At 70.9% G+C, this 18440-nt stretch carries 15 protein-coding genes and 2 pseudogenes; 10 read left to right on the top strand and 7 right to left on the bottom strand.

Annotated elements, in window-relative coordinates; translation table 11 throughout:
* Positions 1–562: 562 nt before the first annotated feature.
* Positions 563–1030, bottom strand: coding sequence for a winged helix-turn-helix transcriptional regulator (locus tag ACZ6TU_RS34370; RefSeq protein ID WP_467679771.1), 468 nt, complete (start codon positions 1028–1030; stop codon positions 563–565).
* 105 nt (positions 1031–1135) lie between these two features.
* Between ACZ6TU_RS34370 and ACZ6TU_RS34365 the strand changes: the two genes are divergently transcribed.
* The 4 genes from ACZ6TU_RS34365 to ACZ6TU_RS34350 all read left to right on the top strand — a co-directional run bounded on the left by ACZ6TU_RS34365 (position 1136) and on the right by ACZ6TU_RS34350 (position 5217).
* Complete coding sequence (locus tag ACZ6TU_RS34365; protein ID WP_467679769.1) at positions 1136–1636, top strand: PaaI family thioesterase; 501 nt, start codon at positions 1136–1138, stop codon at positions 1634–1636.
* A 493-nt stretch (positions 1637–2129) separates the two neighbouring features.
* Positions 2130–2720 carry a TetR/AcrR family transcriptional regulator gene (locus tag ACZ6TU_RS34360; RefSeq protein WP_467679767.1) on the top strand — a complete coding sequence of 197 codons (591 nt, stop codon included), beginning with the start codon at positions 2130–2132 and terminating at the stop codon, positions 2718–2720.
* A 762-nt stretch (positions 2721–3482) separates the two neighbouring features.
* The gene (locus ACZ6TU_RS34355) at positions 3483–4298 is read left to right on the top strand and encodes an oxidoreductase (protein WP_469552780.1); all 816 of its coding nucleotides are present in this window, start codon (positions 3483–3485) and stop codon (positions 4296–4298) included.
* Between the two features lie 295 nt (positions 4299–4593).
* Positions 4594–5217 (top strand): SMP-30/gluconolactonase/LRE family protein, encoded by a 624-nt coding sequence (locus tag ACZ6TU_RS34350; protein WP_469552779.1) that lies wholly within the window; start codon positions 4594–4596, stop codon positions 5215–5217.
* Here the strand turns inward: ACZ6TU_RS34350 and ACZ6TU_RS34345 are convergent.
* Complete coding sequence (locus tag ACZ6TU_RS34345) at positions 5207–5779, bottom strand: TetR/AcrR family transcriptional regulator (protein ID WP_467679761.1); 573 nt, start codon at positions 5777–5779, stop codon at positions 5207–5209. The two genes, ACZ6TU_RS34350 and ACZ6TU_RS34345, sit on opposite strands and share 11 nt — an antisense overlap.
* Before the next feature lie 340 nt (positions 5780–6119).
* Here ACZ6TU_RS34345 and ACZ6TU_RS34340 point away from each other — a divergent pair, with 340 nt between their 5' ends.
* Positions 6120–6623 (top strand): winged helix-turn-helix transcriptional regulator, encoded by a 504-nt coding sequence (locus tag ACZ6TU_RS34340; protein ID WP_467679839.1) that lies wholly within the window; start codon positions 6120–6122, stop codon positions 6621–6623.
* A gap of 32 nt (positions 6624–6655) precedes the next feature.
* On the opposite strand, the pseudogene ACZ6TU_RS34335 reads toward ACZ6TU_RS34340, so the two are convergent.
* The 3 genes and pseudogenes from ACZ6TU_RS34335 to ACZ6TU_RS34325 form a co-directional block, all read right to left on the bottom strand.
* Positions 6656–6964, bottom strand: a pseudogene (locus ACZ6TU_RS34335) (hypothetical protein); the annotation flags it as partial.
* Between the two features lie 97 nt (positions 6965–7061).
* Entirely contained in the window at positions 7062–7445 is a 384-nt protein-coding gene (locus ACZ6TU_RS34330; protein ID WP_467679759.1) for a hypothetical protein, read from the bottom strand.
* 42 nt (positions 7446–7487) lie between these two features.
* Positions 7488–8465: pseudogene (locus tag ACZ6TU_RS34325) on the bottom strand (putative PEP-binding protein); the annotation flags it as partial.
* A gap of 212 nt (positions 8466–8677) precedes the next feature.
* Here ACZ6TU_RS34325 and ACZ6TU_RS34320 point away from each other — a divergent pair.
* The 4 genes from ACZ6TU_RS34320 (at position 8678) to ACZ6TU_RS34305 (ending at position 14033) form a co-directional block, all read left to right on the top strand.
* Positions 8678–9751 (top strand): alcohol dehydrogenase catalytic domain-containing protein, encoded by a 1074-nt coding sequence (locus ACZ6TU_RS34320; RefSeq protein WP_469552777.1) that lies wholly within the window; start codon positions 8678–8680, stop codon positions 9749–9751.
* Between the two features lie 22 nt (positions 9752–9773).
* Entirely contained in the window at positions 9774–10448 is a 675-nt protein-coding gene (locus tag ACZ6TU_RS34315; RefSeq protein ID WP_469552775.1) for a helix-turn-helix domain-containing protein, read from the top strand.
* Positions 10449–10605: 157 nt separating this feature from the next.
* Positions 10606–11481: a universal stress protein gene (locus tag ACZ6TU_RS34310; protein WP_467679837.1), complete on the top strand. Its 876-nt coding sequence runs from the start codon at positions 10606–10608 to the stop codon at positions 11479–11481.
* Between the two features lie 92 nt (positions 11482–11573).
* Entirely contained in the window at positions 11574–14033 is a 2460-nt protein-coding gene (locus tag ACZ6TU_RS34305) for a glycoside hydrolase family 65 protein (RefSeq protein ID WP_467679753.1), read from the top strand.
* A 32-nt stretch (positions 14034–14065) separates the two neighbouring features.
* Here the strand turns inward: ACZ6TU_RS34305 and ACZ6TU_RS34300 are convergent, their stop codons facing one another.
* Positions 14066–15829 (bottom strand): ABC transporter permease subunit, encoded by a 1764-nt coding sequence (locus ACZ6TU_RS34300; protein ID WP_467679751.1) that lies wholly within the window; start codon positions 15827–15829, stop codon positions 14066–14068.
* A 3-nt stretch (positions 15830–15832) separates the two neighbouring features.
* Positions 15833–17356, bottom strand: a complete 1524-nt coding sequence (locus ACZ6TU_RS34295; protein ID WP_469552772.1) for an ABC transporter substrate-binding protein — start codon at positions 17354–17356, stop codon at positions 15833–15835.
* A 205-nt stretch (positions 17357–17561) separates the two neighbouring features.
* Between ACZ6TU_RS34295 and ACZ6TU_RS34290 the strand changes: the two genes are divergently transcribed.
* Positions 17562–18410, top strand: coding sequence for an oxygenase MpaB family protein (locus tag ACZ6TU_RS34290; protein ID WP_467679747.1), 849 nt, complete (start codon positions 17562–17564; stop codon positions 18408–18410).
* Positions 18411–18440: the final 30 nt, after the last annotated feature.

Below are 18440 nucleotides of genomic sequence, written 5' to 3'. Positions count from 1 at the left end.
CCGGCGACACCTATGTCAATCGCCCGACAGTGACGGGAAGGGAGAGCACCCACATCGATACAGCGTTCATGGGTCTCACCTCCTCGGGCGGTGTCACGGTCAACTGCAAGCTACAAGCCCGAGCATCACCCCGTCCAACCCTTTCCCAGTTACGTGATCACGACTCCAAACGGCCCGTGCGGTTGCAGGGCGAATCCGGCGTGACGGCCTGGCTGGTCCCGGCCACGGTCGACGGTCTGATCCTGGCTGCCCCCCGAGACGGACCGGATCGGGCAACCCGTGAGGTGGCACGCGGCCATACCAACCGAGCCCGAGCAGCCACAGGACTCTGCCCTCCGCGGCCAACGCACACGCAAGATCCGCATCCCCGAAACCTGGCCCTGGGCCCACCAACCCGCCACCTGCATCGAGCTCCTGCACCGCACGCGGTCAGGCGCCGCGCGCCGATCGACACGTGAGCCGTGGGTCGAGACAGGAGACCGGGGCCGGTAACGGCGGCGAAGTGCACGGCTCTCAGTTGATGTCACACCGCTGTCCGGCCCGCGACCGCCAGGTCGATGGCTCACGACCGGAGGCGGGCGCCTTTCCCCAGCCGGGCGGTGACTTCACGGGGTGTGAGGGTGGAGTGCTCCGCGGAGCACTCGACGACGACGCGGACCGGGGCGTCGCAGTCGGTGTGGCGGACGTCCAGGACAGGACCCTCGGAGCCGAGAGCGTATGCCTCGCCCCACTGGCTCAGCGCCATCAGGACGGGCCACAGGTCCCAGCCCTTGCGGGTCAGTCGGTATTCGTTGCGGGAGCGGCTGCCGGGCTCCTGGTAGGGGACGGTCTTCAAGATGCCGGCCGAGGTCAGCTTGCGGAGGCGGTCGCTGAGGACCGCTTCCGACAGGCCGATGTGGCGGTGGAAGTCGTCGAAGCGGCGGACGCCGTTGACGGCGTCACGCAGGATCAGCAGTGTCCATTTCTCGCCGATCACGTCGAGCGTGCGCTGGACGGGGCAGTTGTCCGTGCTCGCCTCAAGCCACTCCATTCCGCCATCGTAAGGGACCTGACTTCGCCATTGACAGTCAGGTGACCCAAAGCCTAGCTTCGCTTGAGGAAGTCAGCTGACAGTCAGAGGGAAGGGCGCGGGACCGTGGGGCGAACGCGTACGTATCAGTGGGACGATCCCGCGATCTCGGCGGAGGCCGCCCGGTGCATGGCCGGCATCGACTTCCTGCGCGAGGTGCAGGCGGGGCGGCTGCCGAGGGCGCCGATCAGCCACACCGTCGACTTCGCTCTGGACGAGGTGGAGCCCGGCAGGGCGGTCTTCTCGCTGACGCCGGGCGAGGAGCACTACAACCCGATCGGCAGCGTCCACGGCGGCGTCTTCGCCACCCTGCTCGACTCGGCGGCGGGCTGTGCCGTCCAGTCCACCCTCCCGCAGGGCGTGGGGTACACCTCGCTCGACCTGACGGTGAAGTTCCTGCGACCGATCACCGTGGACACGGGCCCGGTGCGCGCCATCGGCTCGGTCGTCAGCAAGGGCCGCCAAACCGCCCTCGCCCAGGCCCAGTTGGTCGACGCGAAGGACCGTCTCCTCGCCCACGCCACCAGCAGCTGCATGCTCTTCCCTGTACCCGCCTCCCGGGTGTGACTTCGCAGGCAGGACCCTCGGTTCGTGGCAGGCAGCCGGGACAGCAGGGGGTGCGTCGGTATTCGGCTCGGCGGCGGACCGTTGTCCCTTGGTGACTCGTCGGTTGTGGGGCTGGTGTGTGGCAGCCGTGCCTGGGCGCCCGGGGAGACGTACTCTCGGGCGCCGGGTGCTCTGCTCAGGCGGCGTGGGCGGGGTAGTCGGTGCAGCTGGCAGCGCCGCCGCCGTAGAAGAGGCGAAGTGCACTTCGGGCCTGTCGGAGAGAACGCGGGGGATGGGCGGTCGGCGGGGGACCCCGCCTCCTGCCTGGCGGTCAGGTCTGAACAGTGGCAGGTCACCGTCGGCCGAGCGCGGCGGCGGGCAGCGGCCTGCTCCGCAGACGCGTACGCGTCGGATCTCGGCGGTCAGGAGCAGGTCGACTCTTTGGATTACGTTCGCAATACCATAGACTGGCGCAGGGCAACCGGTCCTTCCGGCCGGTGAAGGGGCGTGTGCTGTGGTGCGGTACGGAAAAGAGCACAAGGCGGAGACTCGGCGGCGGATCATCGAGACGGCGGGTCGCCGGTTCAAGCAAGACGGTATCGACGGCTCCGGGGTCTCGACGCTCATGAAGGACGCGGGGCTGACCAATGGGGCCTTCTACGCTCATTTCGAATCCAAAGACGACCTCGTCACCACGGCAATCGCCGACCAGTTGAAGGCGCAGACCGAGAACGTCGTCGCGCGGGCTGCGCCCGGCCGTGCGGGACTCGAGCAGATTGTGCGCGCGTATCTGTCGCCCCAGCACCGCGACAGCCTTGGCGACGGCTGCCCCAACGCCGCTCTGCTCGACGAGATCGGGCGCTGCGCCGACACAACCAGGCAGGCGTACACCGGCGGCGTGCTGGTCCTCATCGACGGCATTGCCGCCCGCATGGCGCCCGAGGCCCCGTCCTCCGCACGTGTGAAGGCGCTCAGCCTCCTCGGCCTGATGGCCGGGACGCTGCAGCTCTCCCGCGCCTTGACCGACAGTCAACTCGCCAATGAGCTCCTCGATCAGGGGATAAACAACGCCCTCGCCCTGCTGGACGCCGGGCAGCGCGTCTGACGCACCACATCCCTAGACCCAGCCTGTGGCGGCCGCACTGAAGTCGCCCGGCACGAGCGGCCGGCCACCCACGGCGGCAGCCGCCTGGACCTGGCCCACTACCTGGAAGGAATGCTGCGCAAGCCCGGTGCGCTGCCGGGGCCCCTGCGCTGGACCAGGCCCGGGTGGCGGGGAAGTTCACCCCGGTGCACGACGCCTGGCGCGAGGCCACCAGCCTCGCGCACGGTGACGCGGTCGGCACCCGCGCGTTGATCGAGGTTCTGTTGCTGCATCGGCACATGAGCCACGACCATGTCGTGGCCGGGATCGCCGCCGCCCTGCAAGCCGGGGCCCTGACTTCGGACGCCGCGGCACTGGAAGCACGCCGGGCCGCCGAACGGGAGGGCTCGCGTCGGCAGCCGGTTCGGTCAGGGGCCGCGGTGACGGGTGACGCTCATGGCGGGACTCCTTACTGGTGGGACGCCCGGCCGTTGGTCGGGTGTGACGCAGGAGCTGGTCGTGGGCGGCCAAGGCCCCGCTCGGCTGGTCGCCTTTCGCGCTGAGCGCAAGGGGGTGGGCGATGCGTGCCGGAAGAGACGTGACGGGAGGGGGTCGAACGGGGGAAGACGCCCGTTCGCTTGCCGTCTTGAGTGATGCGAGGACCGGCCTTCTCCCGATCATTCTCGGATTGCCGGGCGTGACCACTTGCCATCGACCGACGACCACCATATGGTCATACGAACGTAAGGCATACGAACGTAATGTAAAACTAGGGAGTTCGTGATGGTGACAACTCGGCCGGTGGTGCTCGTGACAGGTGCCTCATCGGGGATCGGCAAGGAGACGGCCCGCGCCTTCGTCGCGGCGGGTTTCGAGGTGATCGGAACCGGCCGCAAGACCTCCGGACTCACCCCGCCCGCCGGTGTGACGTACCTCGATCTCGACGTGGCCAGTGACGACTCGGCCACCGTCGCGGTCGGAGAGGTGATCGACCGGTTCGGACGCATCGACGTCCTGGTCAACAACGCAGGCGTCGGCTCGGCGGGCGCCGTCGAGGAGAACTCCGTCACCCAGGCCCAGAACGTCCTGAACATCAACGTCCTCGGTGTCATCCGTATGACGAAGGCCGTCCTGCCGCACATGCGTGCCCAGGGCGGTGGACGCATCATCAACATCTCGTCCGTCCTCGGGGTCGCCCCCCAGCCCTTCATGGCCATCTACGTCGCCGCGAAACACGCCATCGAGGGCTATTCCGAGTCGCTGGACCACGAGGTCCGCGAGCACGGCGTCCGGGTCCTCCTCGTTCAGCCCGCCTATACCAAAACCAGCTTCGACACCAACGCCGCGCAGCCCGACGCGCCGCTGCCTCTGTACGCGGAGCGACGGCGCATCTTCGACGAGGTGATGGCGGATGCGATGAAGGGCGGCGACGACCCCGCCGTCGTCGCCAAGGTGATCGTCACTGCGGCCACCGACAAGAAGCCGAAGCTGCGCTACGCCGCCGGCCCGCTGGCCTCACGCGTCACCACGGCGCGCCGCCTCGTCCCCGCCGGAGCGTTCGACAAGCAGATCCGCAAGAACAACCGCCTGCCCACCTGACATCCCGGTCCGGCTTCAAGGGGTGCCGTTTCCATCCGAATGTCTCCGTTGTGCTCGACATCTCCCAAGTCTCCGAAAGTCCATTGATCAGTCACTCGTTGATTTGCCGAGGAGAGTCATACAGCAGCAACGCCGGCAAACGGCCCGGCGCAGTGCATCGAGCGCAAGGCGTTTTCTGAAGAAGAACGCCGGAATCGCGCTGGCGGCCACCGCGATGGCGGCCGTCCTGGGGTCGGCGCCGTCCGCGTCCGCAGGGACGGGACGCTCGTACAGCGGCGGATCCATTGTCACCGACGTGACGACCGCGGCGACGTTCGACTACGCCGCCGGCGAGATCCCCGAGAACATCACCGTCAACCCCGACGGCTCAGTTACCCTGTCCATGCTCGGTAGTTGCGCGGTGTGCCAGCGCACCCATGGGCCGCAGCTGATGCGTATCTCCCCGTCCGGAGAGCGCACAGTGCTCGTCACCGGGCAGGTGGGTGAGGCGATCAGCGGCAACACCCGTGGCGATGACGGCACCGTCTACTACAGCGTGTGGGTCCCGGGCAACGCGGCCAGGAACGGCGTGTACAAGCTGCTTCCGGGCGGTACCCCGCAGCGCATCGCCGCTCTGCCCGCCGACTCGGGCCCCAACGGGCTGGCCATCGATGCGGCCGGACGCACCCTCTGCATCGCGGACAGCCTGAAGGGCATCATCTGGTCCGTTCCCATCTCGGGCGGATCGGCGACCCCGTGGCGGACCGATGCCGCTCTCGCGCCGGTGCCGACCGAAGCCCTGCCGATCGGCGCCAACGGGCTCAGATTCCACAACGGCGCTCTGTGGGTCAGCAACTTCAACTCAATGTCCTCGCGGTATCGCCCGGCGGAGGTCGACCACCAGCACTGTTGCGGCTCGGCCGTCGCTCTCAGCGCATGAGCGTGTGGGCGTTCTCGATTCCCTGCTCGAGGACCTCGTCGGCGAACTTACGATCGGTGAGGGCGCGGGACAGTTGTAGCGTCCCCACCATCATGGTGAAGAGCCCGATGGCCTTGCCGCGAGCGGACTGCGGATCCGCGGGCGCCAGACGGGCGGCGATCTCTTCCACGATGGCCGTCGCGCCCTCGGTGTACGCCTGCTTGGTGCCGTCCGCGCAGCGGCCGATCTCGTCGAGCAGTGCGGCGGAGGGGCATCCGGTGCTCGGCTGATCGCGATGCTCGGGCGACAGATAGCCGTGAACGAAGTCCTCGAGTCCCTGTCGGCCGGGCCGCAGCCCGTCATACCTCTCCACCTGCGTGCGCAGCTCCTCGGCGACAACGTTGGCGACGAGGTCGTCCTTGGAAGCGAAGTGGGCGTAGAACGCTCCGTTGGTGAGCCCGGCGTCCGCCATCAGTGTCGAGATGCCCGAGCCGTCGATCCCGTCCTGCTTGAATCGGTGGCCGGCCTTCTCGATGATCCGTTGCCGCGTCACCTGCTTGTGCTCCTTGGCGTAGCGCGCCACAAGCTTCCTCCCGTCGCAATGTAAGGCCGTTGCCCTGCAGTCAAGGCCGTTGCCTTGCAATCCGAGCTTAGTTCATGGTCTGACGCATATAATATTATGCCCGTGAGGCAATGTGCATGGCTTACGGGCCGAGATGGGTACCCGATCCCAGGCGGGCCGTGACGTCCCGTCGGTGAGGGGCGTGTGCTCCGCCGGGCGCTGGGAAGTCTTGATGCTTCTCGTGCGCTGACGGGTCGAGTGGCCGATCGTGACACCAATGGTTGAGTATCTAAAAGTAAACTCAAACTCGGTTAGAATCGCTCCCATGGATGCGTGGACCGAAGTTCTTCAGGACACGGGCATGGACCACCGACTCGACCGGGACACGTCCAACTGCTCGATCGCGCGGACTCTTGAGATCGTGGGCGAGAAGTGGACGATCCTGATCTTGCGCGAGGTCTGGTACGGCTCGTCCCGCTTCAGTGACTTCGAACGCGTCCTCGGCTGTCCTCGCAACCTCCTCGCGACGCGGCTCCGGATGCTGGTGGGGGAAGGAATCCTGGCGACCGAGACGTACAAGGAGCCCGGTTCGCGGAGTCGGCCGAAGTATGTGATCACCTCTAAGGGCATGGATCTGGTGCCGGCCGTGATGGGGCTGCTGCAGTGGGGTGACCGTTACCGTGCCGACCCGGAGGGGCCGGCGGTACTGGCGCGGCACCGCGAGTGCGGCGCGCCCGTCGACGTTCAGGTTCGCTGCGAACGAGGCCACCCGGTGCAAGCGAAGGACATCGAGAGCGTCCCCGGCCCGGCCTTTCGTATGAAGACGCCCGAGTCAGCTGAGGGCTCCTCCGTCAGCTCTCCGTAATGGGGCCGCTCTGTCGTTGTGCGCGCCTGATGGCGGCGGACCTTGGTGCGGTTTCCGTAGCGGGGCAGGGAGTACCACTGGCGATTACGGGTCGGGGAGCGGTCCAGGAAGCGGGAGTGCCATGGCCGCGTCCAGGGCAACCGGACCGGTCCCGACCCGGAGCGGTGGTCTCGGAGGGTGCGGCAGTGGTTGCCGGGGCCGTGCTTCCGCCGTCGTGTCGGGTCATGGCGTACGCCTCCGTTGTGAGAGGCCTCCGTGGACGTACGGCGGCGGTCGGGCGGGAGCGGCGGCGCCGCAGGTGACGGCCCGCCACCCGTGATCTCCACTGTCCTACGGCTCATGGCGCCGCCCCAGGCGCCGAAGGTCCCCCTCCGGGACCGTCCGGCCCGGACCACCAGGGCCCGGCGGGGCCCGCCCCGGCAGGCCCCGCTGGGCCCTTCAGCCCTGCGGGCCACCCCGCCACGGAGGCGGCGCGGCCGTCCTGCGAGCCGCGTCCCTGCGGTGCGCGGCGCGTTCCGTGCGGCTGCGCAGCCGGTCGTGGAGACGGTCCGCGAGCTCGCGGGCGCTCGCCTCGCGGGCGTGGACGACGACGAGGTCGCCGCCCACCTGGATCTCGGCCCCGGCGGACCAGGGAAGGTCCACGTGCTGGGCCGTAGCCCTGCTCACCCGCACCTCGCCGCCGACGGGCGGCAGACCGGGACGGTCGAGCGCGGCAGCGACCTTCTCCCGGACGTACGCGAGCGACTCCTCGTCCACGTCACCCTCGGTGCGCACCCGTACGGAGTCGGTGCCGTCCTCGGTGCCGATGTCCTTGCCAGTCATGTGCTCCACTCCTTCTGATCGTTCCGGCAGCGTGACTCCCGTTCACCGGCCGTAGCTCACGCCGATTCCCTCCAGCGCGGCCCGTCCGGCCTCCAGACGGGCGACCGGGACACGGAACGGCGAACAGGAGACGTAGGCCAGTCCGGCGGCGTGGAAGAAGTGCACCGAATCGGGGTCGCCGCCGTGCTCGCCGCACACGCCGATCTTCAGGTCCGGCCGGGTGGCGCGACTCTCGGCGACGGCCATCCGGACCAGCCGGCCCACACCGTCCCGGTCGAGCGCCCCGAACGGGGAGACGGAGAAGACGCCCTTGTCGAGGCAGGCGGAGAAGAACTCCGCCTCCGCGGCGATCCGGACCGCCGTCAGCGCCGCCCGGGGCAGCCCGATCATGGTCCCGACAGGGCAGCTGACGGGGACGCCGGACGCGGCGGAGACCTCGCCCAGTACCCGCTGCACCTCCTCGCGGACGATCCGCGGTTCGCGGACGTCCCCGACGAGCGGGACCATGAGACCGGTCCGGGAGCTGCCGTCGGCCCGCGTGCGTTCCGCGACGGTCTCGCCGATGGCCCGTACCTGCATGACGACGAGACCGGGAACGACCAGGGCGAGGCGCACGCCCCGCAGCCCGGGCATCGGGTCCTCCTCGTGCAGGTCGCCGCGCGCCTCGGCGGCGGGGATCCGCACCGCGAGCTCGGTACGGGCGGGCAGGAACTCGTGCAGCGGCGGGTCCAGCAGGCGGATGGTGACCGGCAGGCCGTCCATAGCCTCCAGGATGCCGCTGAAATCCCGCCGCTGGAGCGGCAGGAGTTCCGCCAGGGCCCGGTCGCGCCCGCCGCCCGTGCGGGCCAGGATCATCTCCTCGACCAGCTTGTGGCGCTCGCCGAGGAACATGTGCTCGGTGTGGCACAGCCCGATGCCCTGCGCACCGAACCGGTGCGCGCGGGCGGCGCTTCTCGGGCGGGTCTCGGCGTTGGCCCGCACCTCCGGTCGCCGCATGGTTTCGACCTTGGCCAGCGCGCGCCACCGCGTCGACGGCCCGCCCCGTCGCGGTCGTCCACGAACGGTCCTGACCGATCGCGACAGCGGAGGCGGGGGGCGCGGTCAGCCCGCCGCAGTGACCGTCCGGGCCGAGGAGGGGACCGTCCGGCGCATGCGCCTCACACTCGTCCGCGACAAGCTGGAATTGCGGTGCGATTCCGGCATCGCCGCCACGCCAGGAAGGTGGGAACGCCATGAAGGGCTACGTCTTCCACGGCCCAGGACAGTCCGCGTGGGAGGACGTCCCGGACCCCGGTATCGAGGAAGCGACCGACGTCATCGTGCGTGTCGACGCCGTCACCGTCTGTGGTACCGATCTGCACATCCTCAAGGGCGACGTGCCCGAGGTGCGCCCCGGCACGGTGCTGGGACACGAGGCGGTCGGTGAGATCGTCGACGTCGGCGGTGACGTGCGCACGGTACGGCCGGGAGACCGGGTGCTCGTCTCCTGCATCACCGCCTGCGGACGCTGCCGCTACTGCCGCGAGGGCATGTACGGCCAGTGCCGGGGCGGCGGAGGCTGGATCCTCGGCCACCTGATCGACGGCACCCAGGCCGAGTACGTCCGCGTGCCGTACGCCGACCTGTCCGTGCACCAGCTGCCCAGCGCCCTGGACAGCAAGGACGCCGTGCTGCTGGCCGACATCTTCCCGACCGCGTACGAGGTGGGCGTGCTCAACGGGCACGTACGGCCCGGGGACACCGTCGCCGTCGTGGGCGCCGGCCCCATCGGGCTCGCGGCCATCGCCACGGCCGGGCTGTTCGCACCGGAGCGGATCGTCGCCGTAGATCTCGCCGCCGCGCGGCTGGAAGCGGCCAGGAAGCTCGGCGCGGACGCGGTGGCGGACGCCCGGGAAGCCCCCGAGCAGTTGATCTCGGACCTCACCGGCGGGCTGGGCGCGGACGTGGTCGTCGAGGCCGTGGGCGTGCCGGAGGCCTTCGAGCTCTGCACGCGCACGGTGCGGCCGGGCGGGCACGTGGCCAATGTCGGCGTGCACGGGAAGCCCGCGACCCTGCACCTGGAAGAACTGTGGATCAAGAACGTCACCATCACCACCGGTCTGGTGGACACATACTCCACCCCCACGCTGCTCGGCATGGCCGCCGCCGGCCGGTTGCCCACCGGGCAGCTGGTCACGCACACCTTCCCGCTGACCCACATGGAAGAGGCGTACGACGTCTTCGCCCGGGCCGACGGCACCGGTGCGCTCAAGGTCGTGCTCGGTGGAGACCAGCATCAGGAGGTCGTCCCTGTCGAGGCGGCCTGACGAAGGAGAGAGGTGAGGGGCCATGACCGAAGGGGCCTCGTCGCAGGCGGTGGAGGGGCGCCCGGTGGGGGATCTCGGGCGCCGTATCACCCAGCGCCGCACGAAACTCGGCCTGACCCGGCAGGAGACGGCCACGCGGGCGGGCATGGCGCCTGCCTACCTCCAGTACCTGGAGGAGCAGCCGACCGCGGCCCCGGGCGCGGGCACCCTCCTCCGGCTGGCCGGAGCACTGAAGACCACGGTGTGGCGCCTGACCGGCGGCGACACCGAGCTGCCACCCGGCCTCGGGCAGGCCGCCCGCACACCACGCTTCACGGAGCTGTCGGAGGCGGAGTGCCGCTCCCTGCTCTCGACGCACGGGGTGGGACGTCTCGCGCTGCCCACACCCTCCGGACCGGTTGTCGTGCCCGTCAACTACAGCGTCGTCGACGGCGAGATCGTCTTCCGGACCGACCCCGGTACGACACCCTCGGAGGCGGCCGGCCATCGGGTCGCCTTCGAGGTGGACCGTATCGACGAGGCGTTCAGCGAGGGCTGGAGCGTGCTGGTGCGCGGCCCCGCGAGGGCCGTGACGGACCCGGACGAGGCAGCCCGGCTGGAGCAGCAGGCGTACAGCACCCCATGGGCCGGAGGCCCGCGCGCACTGTGGCTGTGCGTCGAGCCGGTCGGCGTCACCGGGCGCCGGATCACCGTCTGACAGGCTTCCTCGGTGAGATCCGACGACCGCGGCGCGGCCGCCGGGCCCGAACGGTCCCGGCGAGGGCCGGTCAGCCCCTCGTGTCCGGCGGCCAGGGGTGCGACGGTGAGAGTGGCTCTGCAAGCTGCCCGGTGACGAGGCGGTGGGAACGATGACGATGGAACTCCCCCTGGTTGTGGGTGTCGACGGATCGGACGGCAGTCTGCCGGCGATCGACTGGGCGGTGGACGAGGCCGCCCGGCACGGTCTTCCGCTGCGGCTGGTCCATGCCTTCCTCTGGGAGCGATACGAGGGCATCACACCGTCGGTCGGTGTGGACCGACCGACGGGGCAGGTGCCGGCCGACCGCATCGTCGCCTCCGCCGCGGAGCGCGCCAGGCGGCGCAACCCCGACGTGAAGGTGTCCACCGACGTCCTCCTGGCCGAAGCGGCGGACGCGCTCCTGCACGAGGGCAACAACGCCACCGCCCTGATCACCGGGTCGCGGGGCCGCGGCGAGCTGAAGGGACTGCTGCTCGGCTCCGTCGGGCTGGCCGTCGCGGCCCGCGCGCACTGCCCGGTGATCGTGGTACGGGGCGACAAGGCGGGCCGGGGCGGTACCCACGAGCGGATCCTTCTCGGCGCCGGAGACCCCGAGTCGAGTGGGGAGGCCGTTCGGTTCGCCTTCCGTGAGGCCGAGGCCCGTGGGTGCGCCCTCGATGTGGTCCGGGCCTGGCGCTGTCCCGCGTACGAGGCCGACGACACGGCCGCGCTCACCGAGGCGCTCGACCAGCACCACGAGGAGCGGGCTCGCGCCGAGCTCGACGAACTGCTCCGTGACGCGACGGCCGACCACCCCGGCGTCCGGGTGCGCCGCACGACGGCGGAGGGATCCGCCCGCAAGGTGCTGGTGCACCTGTCGGCCGCAGCCCACCTCGTGATCGTCGGAGCGCAGCGTCGACAGGGCCACTTCGGGCTCCAGCTCGGCAGGGTGGCTCACACGCTGCTGCACCATGCCCAGTGCCCCGTGGCCGTCGTGCCTCAGCGGGTGTGAGCGCGCCCGCACCGAGCGGCGCGGCCGGCCCGACGAGGAGAGAATGGGAAAGCGTCGGGCCTCGCCGCCCCTTTCGCAGAGGAGACAGCCTCGTGACGGACCGGACGCGGGAGTACGACGGATGGCGGGAGTACGACGGAACCCGGGCGTACGACGGAGCCTGGGAAGACGACGGAGCCTGGGAGCACGACGGAACCTGGGAGTACGACGGATACCGTCCGGCCGACGAGCGGCTGAGGGAGTCGCTGTGCACTCTAGGCAACGGCTACTTCGCCACCCGCGGGGCGCTGCCCGAGTGCGCCGCGGACGACGTGCACTATCCGGGCACGTACGTGGCAGGGTGCTACAACCGGCTCACCTCTGAGGTCGCCGGACGCCGGGTCGAGAACGAGGATCTGGTCAACGTCCCCAACTGGCTCCCGCTGCGCTTCCGCCTCACGGACGGGGAGTGGCTCACGCCCGACACGACGACCGTCCTGGACCACCGTCTGACTCTCCACCTGGACTCGGGACTGCTGGAACGCCGCACCAGGTACGCCCTCGGGCAGGGGGGAGCCCTGTCCGTACGGCAGCAGCGACTGGTGCACATGGCCGACCCGCACCTCGCGGCGTTGCGCACCGAGTTCACCGCCGAGGACTTCACCGGTGAGCTGGAGGTCGAGGCCGCGCTCGACGGGAGCGTCACCAATGCCGGGGTGCCGCGTTACCGGGACCTGGACGGTCGCCACCTGACCCACGTGCACACCGGCACCGACGTGCCCGGCAGGGTGTGGCTGCGCTGCCGGACCCGCACCTCGGACATCCGCATCGGCATGGCCGCCAGGCTGACGGCTCGGGCACCGGTCGCGGAGGACCACGAACCGTCGCGCGCGGTTCAGCGCCTCGTGCTGTCCCTGACGGCCGGCCGCACTGCGACCGTCGACAAGACCATCGCCCTGCACACCTCGCGCGACCCCGCGATCAGCGACCCACTGCAGGCAGCCGTGGACCGGGTGAGCGCGGCACCGGGTTTCGACGAACTGCTGGAATCCCACCGCACCGCCTGGGACCAGCTGTGGCGCCGGGTCGAACTAGACGTCCCCGGGGAAGCGGGCCACATCCTGCGCCTGCATCTCTTCCACGTGCTTCAGACCCTCTCCCCGCACACGGCCGACCTGGACGTGGGCGTCCCGGCCCGCGGACTGCACGGCGAGGCCTACCGCGGGCACGTCTTCTGGGACGAGCTCTTCGTCCTGCCGTATCTGAACCTGCACTTCCCCGAGGTGTCCCGAGCCCTGCTCCGCTACCGCCACCGGCGCCTGGACCGGGCTCGCGCCGCGGCCCGGGCCATCGGCCGGCGTGGCGCGCTGTATCCGTGGCAGAGCGGCAGCGACGGGGGCGAGGAGACACAACAACTCCACCTCAACCCGCGCTCGGGCCGCTGGCTGCCCGACCACACCCACCTTCAGCACCACGTCGGATCGGCGATCGCGTACAACGTGTGGCAGTACTGCGAGGCCGGCGGCGACGCCGAGTTCCTGCACACCGAGGGCGCCGAGATGCTGCTGGACATCGCGCGCTTCTGGGCCGACTCGGCCCTCTGGGACAAGGAACTGGGGCGGTACCGCATCCGGGGCGTGGTCGGCCCCGACGAGTACCACGAGGCCTACCCCGGCGCCGAGCGACCCGGCCTCGACGACAACGCCTACACCAACGTCATGGCCGCCTGGGTGCTCGCCCGCACCTTGGAGGTGCTGCGCACGCTGCCCGAACCCCGCCGCCGTGAACTCGTCGAACGCGCCGCTCTGGACGACAGCGAACCCGACCACTGGGAGGACGTCTCCCGGAGACTCCACGTGCCCTTCCACGATGGTGTCATCAGCCAGTTCGAGGGCTACGGCGACCTGGCGGAACTCGACTGGGACGACCACCGCAGGCGCTACGGCGACATCCGGCGCCTGGACCGGATCCTGGAGGCCGAGGGCGACACCGTCAACCACTACAAGGCGTCGAAACAGGCCGACGTGCTCATGCTCGGGTATCTGTTCTCACCCGTCGAACTCCAGAGTCTCTTTCGCCGGTTGGGCCACCAGCTGGACGAGGAGACATGGCGGCGCACGGTCGACTACTACCTCGCCCGCACCAGCCACGGCTCCACCCTCAGCGGCCTGGTCCACGGCTGGGTTCTGGCCCGGTGCCGACGCGCCGAGGCATGGACCTTCTGCCAGGAGGCTCTGCGTGGCGACATCGCCGACCTGCAGGGCGGCACCACCGGCGAGGGCATCCACCTGGGCGCCATGGTCGGCACCCTCGATCTGGTCCAGCGAGGTCTGACCGGGCTGGAGACCCGCTCCGGGGCGCTGTGGCTGGACCCCGTTCCGCTGCCCGGGCTGTCCTCGTACGGCTTCTCCATCCGCTACCAGGGCCACTGGGGCATCCGGCTGCGGCTGACGAGCGGACGACTGGAGATCGCCGTGCCGCCGTCCGACCTCATGCCGATCGACATCGAGCTGCCGGACCGTGCGGTCAGCGTCCAGCCGGGGGAGACGTGCCGGCTGGTCCTTACGGAGTGACGGCGCAACCGCAGCGGCCGCGGGTGCGCCCGCTATCTGCCTCGCGCGCCCTTCCCGTGCCCGAGCGCGCTGCCCGTCACGGCCAGCACGGAGAGCACCACCAGCGCGGCGGCCGGACCGAGCACCGTCCAGGGGGCGAGTTCGGCGTACGGCTGGTTCTCGGACAGGAGCCGGCCCCACTCGGGGGTGGGCGGCTGCTCGCCGAGGCCCAGGAAGCCGAGCGAGGCCAGTACGAGGACGGTGGTGGGCAGCCGCAGCAGGGCGTTGCGGAGGAGAGCCGGCAGGACCGCGGGGAGCAGGTGGCGGCGCAGCAGGTGCAGCCGTCCCGCGCCGAGGGCGACGGACGCGGCGATGTGACCGCTCGCGCGTTCCTGTTCGAGCAGCGCGGCGGTCTGGGCGGCGTACGGGCTCCAGCCGACCACGCAGACCGCACACGCCGCGCCCCACACCGACGGCCCGGTCACGCCCGCGGTCAGCAGTCCGGTGAGGACCGCGGGCAGGGTCGACACGACCTCCGTCGGACCGGCGCTCGCCCGCGGTGCCATGCCCAGCAGGAGTCCGGTGACCGCGCTGACCGCCGTCACGGCGAGGGCGACACCGGCCGTGCGCAGCGCCCCGTGGCCCAGCCGGGCCAGCAGATCCCGGCCCAGCGCGTCCGTGCCGAGGGGGTGTTCGACGGACGGGGCCACCAGCCGCGCCGCCGTGTCGACCTGCAAGGGGTCGCGCAGGAGGCCCGCCGTGACGAGGGCGAGCAGGGCCACGGAACATGCCGCGGTGATCCAGCGCAGGGAGCGCGGCGCGATGAGCGGGGGCCGGTGCAGGGCGGGCAGGGCGCCGTCGCGCAGGGGGCGGCCGAGGAGCGCGTGGCGCAGGGCCCGGATCAGGATGCCGGCGCTCACGCCGAGCAGGACCAGCGCCAGGGTCGCGGTCTGGAGGACCGGGAGGTCCTGCGCGACGGCGGCCTCCAGAGCGAGCCGGCCGAGCCCCGGGATGTTGAAGATCTTCTCCACGGCGACCGCACCGCCGACCAGGGCCACGACGGTCGGCAGCAACTGCGGCAGCATGCCGGGCAGGGTGCGGCGCAGCGCGTTGCGGGCGATGCGGCCGGGCGGGAGTCCGACGGCGTACGCCGTACGCGCCCACGGTTCGTGGAAGGCGGCGGGCAGCGCCTGGTCGAGCAGCCCGCCGAGCATCGCGCCCGACGGGATGCCGAGGGCGAGCGAGGGCAGCACCATCGACTGCGGCCCCTCCCAGCCGCTGGACGGGAACCACCCCCACCACACCCCGCACACGGTGGCCAGTACCGAGGCGAGCAGGAACTTCGGCAGGGCGGCCAGCACGGCGGCCGTGGTGCCCGTGCGGTCCTGCCGCAGCCGGCGCCGGGAGCCGAGGAACACGGTGCGGGCGCACACCAGCGCGGCCACCAGGGCGGTCACCACGAGTGCGCCCAGCATCAGCGTCAGGGAGACCGACAGGGCGGTCCCCACCTGCGGCATGACCGGTTCGCCGGAGACCCACGAGACGCCCGCGTCCCCGCGCGGCAGGCCGCCCAGCCAGTGCGCGAGATGGGCGAGCGGCCCTTCGTCCAGCCCCAACTGCTGCCGTACGCCTGCCAGTTCCGCGGCCGTCGGGTTCTGGTCGGCGGAGCGGGCCCGCAGCACCGTGCGGGCCGGGTCCGCTCCGGTGAGCCACGGCAGCAGGGCCACCGCACCGAGCAGCGCCGCACCGGCGAGCACACGGCCGACCGCCGCCGGCCAGAGGGACAGGCGGGCGGCGGGGGCGTGGGCGACGCTCATGCGTTACCCGACGTGCGTGTCGACGTCGATGAGGGAGCGCTCGCGGGGATCGAGGATCACGCCCTCGACACCGGTGGCGATACCCTGCACGGCCTGCTCGTGGACCAGCGGAACCACGGCGTCGGTCCGCAGGATCTCCGCCTCCGCCCGCATGATCTTCTCCTGGCGGCGCTTCGTGTCGCGCTCCGCGGCGGCGGCCCTGATGGCCTTGTCCACGGCGGCGTCCTTGAGACCGGGGATGTTGTAGACGCCCTCGCTGGTGAAGTCGCTGGCGAGATAGTCGACCGCGTCACCCGTGTCGAGGAGCGTCACCCGCGAGAAGACGAGCGCGTCGTACTTCCCGGCGAGCAGGTCGGCCTCCATCTGCGTGTACTCGCGCACGTCCTGCTTCACTGTGAACCCGGCCTTCTCCAGCTGCTGCTGAAGCACGGTCGCGGCCTCGGGAAGCTCGGCCCGGTTGGTGTAGGTGGCCAGCCGCAGCGTCCTGCCCTTGGCCCCGGCCTTCACCTGGGCGGCGGTGCCGGCCTTGGCGCGGCCGGTCACGTCCACCCGCTTGTCGGCGGCCCACGGCACGGCGGGCCCGAACAGACCCTTCGCGGGGTCGGCGTACCCGCCGAAGACGGAGTCGACCAGGGCGGAACCGTCGACGGCCTCCCGGGCGGCCGCGCGCAGACCGGCGTCGGTGAACAGACCGCTGCCGGTGTTGAGGATCAGGCTGTCGGTGCGCACGGAGGGCACCTCGTGCCGCGTGTCCTTGTCGAGCAACTTCGCCTGGGCGGTGGGGATCCACTCGGCGATGTCGGCCTCGCCGCCGCGCAGCGCGTTGGCGCGGGCGGTGCCGTCCGCGATCCAGCTCACGTCGATGCCGGGCGCCTTCGCCTTGCCGCCCCAGTAGCCGTCGAAGCGGTCGAGTTTCGCCTTGGTCTTGCCGCTGAGCCGGGTGATCTCGAACGGGCCGGTGCCGGTGCCGACAGGGCTGACGGCGCCGTCCTTCGCGTACGCCTTCGCCGACAGGATCGCCAGTGCGGGACTGGCCAGCCGCAGCGGCAGCACGGGGTCGGGGGACTTGGTGGTGAGGGTGACGGTGTCGGTGTCCTCGGCCTTGGCGGTGAGGGCCACGTCGCTCAGCACGCGGGGCTTGGGCTTGGCCTGCCCGGCGTGGTCGAGGGCGTTCACCACGGACTGGGCGGTGAACCGGGTGCCGTCCTGGAACTCGGCCTTGCGCAGCTCGAAGGTCCAGGTGGTCTCGTCGTCCTGCTTCCAGGACTTCGCCAGCGCGGGCTTGGCCGTGCCGTTGCGGTCGAGGGCGGTGAGGCCCTCGGCGACGGACAGCTTGCTCAGCACGGTGGCGTCGTTGCTGTACGGGGACAGCGCCTGTACCGGCGGCACGGCCAGCGCGACCCGCAACCGCCCGCCCGATCCCGCTCCGGCCCCCGTGCCGCCACCGCTGTCACTCGGCGCGAAGCAGCCGGCCAGTAGAGGGGTGAGAGCGAGTGCCGCTATGAGACCGCGGGAGGTGGTGCGCATGTCAGTCCTGTCGTGCGGAGGTAGGGCATGCCGCAGCTGCCCGGTGGGGCTTGATCGGCGGCGTCAGCATATAAGGAGAGCCTTACCAAACCTTGACCCGGGTGGGTTAAATCTCAACAATCGGACGGCAGGCCTGGTGAACCCGGCGGTGTCGACCGGTTGTTCGAACTGTGTCATGGTGGGCGCCGGGGCGGAGGTGAGTCGCATGACCGGCGCGGACCCCGGGCTGTTCGGACCCAGCTCGGTGACCTGGCAGACGCACGGCGACCCCATGATGTGGATCGCCGGCATCCGGGCGCTCTACCTCCAAGCCCTGAACCCCCGCGCGGTACGCGGCGTCATGCAGAACTCCGACTTCCGGCGTGACGCCTGGGGCCGCCTGATGCGCACCGCGAACTTCGTCGGCACGACGACCTACGGCACCACCGAGGCCGCCGAGCGGGCGGGTGCCCGCGTCCGGAAGATCCACAGCCTGCTGACGGCGACCGCCCCGGACACCGGTGAGCGCTACGGCGTCGACGAACCCGGTCTGCTCCTCTGGGTGCACTGCGCCGAGATCGACTCCTATCTGGACGTCCTGCGCAGGTCCGGATTCCCGCTCACCGACGCCGAGGCCGACCGCTACGTCGCCGAACACCGGGAGAGCGCACGCCTGGTGGGCCTCGACCCCGCCGCCGTGCCCGCCGACCGGGCCGAACTGGCGGCGTACTTCGAGAAGGTGCGCCCCGAACTGGCCGCCGGGCCCGAGGCACGCGAGGTGGACGACTTCCTGCTCCGCCCGCCGACGCATCCCCTTCTCGTACCGTTGCGCGAGGTGCTGTGGCGGCGCGTGGCACAACTGGCGTACGCCTCCCTGCCTCCGTACGCCCACGAGCTGTACGGCAGACCGGCCTCCGCACCCGCCACCGTCACCCGGCAACTGCGTCTCACCGGCCTCCTGCTGCGCCGCGTTCCCGCACGTGTGCGGTGGCAACTCCCGCCCAAACACATCCTGCGCGCCATGGCGAGGCTCGGCCCGGACGCGCGCCCGGCACCGTACAAACTCGGACGATAGGCCGCCATACTGAGTGGGCCAGGGGAGGGG

Source organism: Streptomyces sp. NPDC052064 (genome assembly GCF_055585925.1).
Note: the sequence above shows the minus strand (reverse complement) of the source record. Positions and strands in the feature narration are given on the sequence as shown.

Excerpts from the sequence above, each read along its gene's own strand:
- ACZ6TU_RS34340 (WP_467679839.1), top strand. The coding sequence starts at position 6,120 with ATGGACCACCGACTCGACCGGGACACGTCCAACTGCTCGATCGCGCGG.
- ACZ6TU_RS34295 (WP_469552772.1), bottom strand. The coding sequence starts at position 17,356 with ATGCGCACCACCTCCCGCGGTCTCATAGCGGCACTCGCTCTCACCCCT.
- ACZ6TU_RS34355 (WP_469552780.1), top strand. The coding sequence starts at position 3,483 with ATGGTGACAACTCGGCCGGTGGTGCTCGTGACAGGTGCCTCATCGGGG.
- ACZ6TU_RS34315 (WP_469552775.1), top strand. The coding sequence starts at position 9,774 with ATGACCGAAGGGGCCTCGTCGCAGGCGGTGGAGGGGCGCCCGGTGGGG.
- ACZ6TU_RS34370 (WP_467679771.1), bottom strand. The coding sequence starts at position 1,030 with ATGGAGTGGCTTGAGGCGAGCACGGACAACTGCCCCGTCCAGCGCACG.
- ACZ6TU_RS34320 (WP_469552777.1), top strand. The coding sequence starts at position 8,678 with ATGAAGGGCTACGTCTTCCACGGCCCAGGACAGTCCGCGTGGGAGGAC.
- ACZ6TU_RS34290 (WP_467679747.1), top strand. The coding sequence starts at position 17,562 with ATGACCGGCGCGGACCCCGGGCTGTTCGGACCCAGCTCGGTGACCTGG.
- ACZ6TU_RS34310 (WP_467679837.1), top strand. The coding sequence starts at position 10,606 with ATGGAACTCCCCCTGGTTGTGGGTGTCGACGGATCGGACGGCAGTCTG.
- ACZ6TU_RS34300 (WP_467679751.1), bottom strand. The coding sequence starts at position 15,829 with ATGAGCGTCGCCCACGCCCCCGCCGCCCGCCTGTCCCTCTGGCCGGCG.
- ACZ6TU_RS34330 (WP_467679759.1), bottom strand. The coding sequence starts at position 7,445 with ATGACTGGCAAGGACATCGGCACCGAGGACGGCACCGACTCCGTACGG.